This is a genomic window from Arhodomonas sp. KWT (assembly GCF_010993615.1).
This window is the reverse complement of record NZ_WNXE01000816.1, coordinates 1-753: the sequence shown is the minus strand read 5'-3', so window position 1 is coordinate 753 and position 753 is coordinate 1. Positions and strand designations below refer to the sequence as shown.

Annotated in this window: 2 protein-coding genes; both read left to right on the top strand. The window is 64.4% G+C overall.

All coding sequences use genetic code 11. The features are described 5' to 3' along the window. The coding region (locus tag G7A99_RS22630) for a cytochrome b/b6 domain-containing protein (RefSeq protein ID WP_163144271.1) at positions 1–545 on the top strand (545 nt) is incomplete at its 5' end. Positions 546–573: 28 nt separating this feature from the next. Beyond that, positions 574–753: DUF6858 family protein (locus G7A99_RS26040; RefSeq protein ID WP_371807664.1), on the top strand; the 180-nt coding region annotated here is incomplete at its 3' end.

Below are 753 nucleotides of genomic sequence, written 5' to 3'. Positions count from 1 at the left end.
AGGCCGTGCTGATCCTGAGCCTGCTGTTCACTGGTTTCGAGGTCCACGGCAGCTACAGCGTCCTGGGGTTCGGGGCGGCGGCGCGGGCGCACACGTTCGCGGCCTGGCTCCTGGTCGCGCTCTGGGTGTTCGTGATCTTCTGGTTCGCGGTCACCGGCGAATGGCGTCAGTTCCTGCCGACGACGGACCGGCTCGGCGCCGTGATCCGCTATTACCTGGTGGGGACGTTCACTGGCGAACCGCACCCGTTCCGGCGGACCACCCGGGCGAAGCACAACCCGCTGCAGCGCCTGACCTACCTCGTGCTCAAGCTCGCGATCACGCCGCTGGTGTGGGGCAGCGGCCTGCTCTATCTCTTCTACAACCGCTGGGCCCATACCGGCTTCGCGGGCCTGGAGCTCGGCGCGGTCGCGCTCGTTCACACGGCGGCGGCGTTCCTGATGCTGGCCTTCGTGATCGCCCACGTCTACATGGCGACCATGGGCCGGACGATATTCAGCCTGCTGAAACCGATGATCACCGGCTACGAGGACCCGGAGCGCTGAACCGGGGGATCATCACTGCCGATCCGGAATGACAATAGGAGTGGACCGGATGAAAAAACGTGTCTTTCAGGGCAAGTACCCGATCTACGAGTTCGAGCTGGCGAAGGGCGAGTCGCGCTTCAACAGCGTCTACGAGATCGTTGCCCACCTGAAACAGCGCGTCGAGGAATGCCCGGACGCGACGTTCATCGCGACCTTCGATCATGGT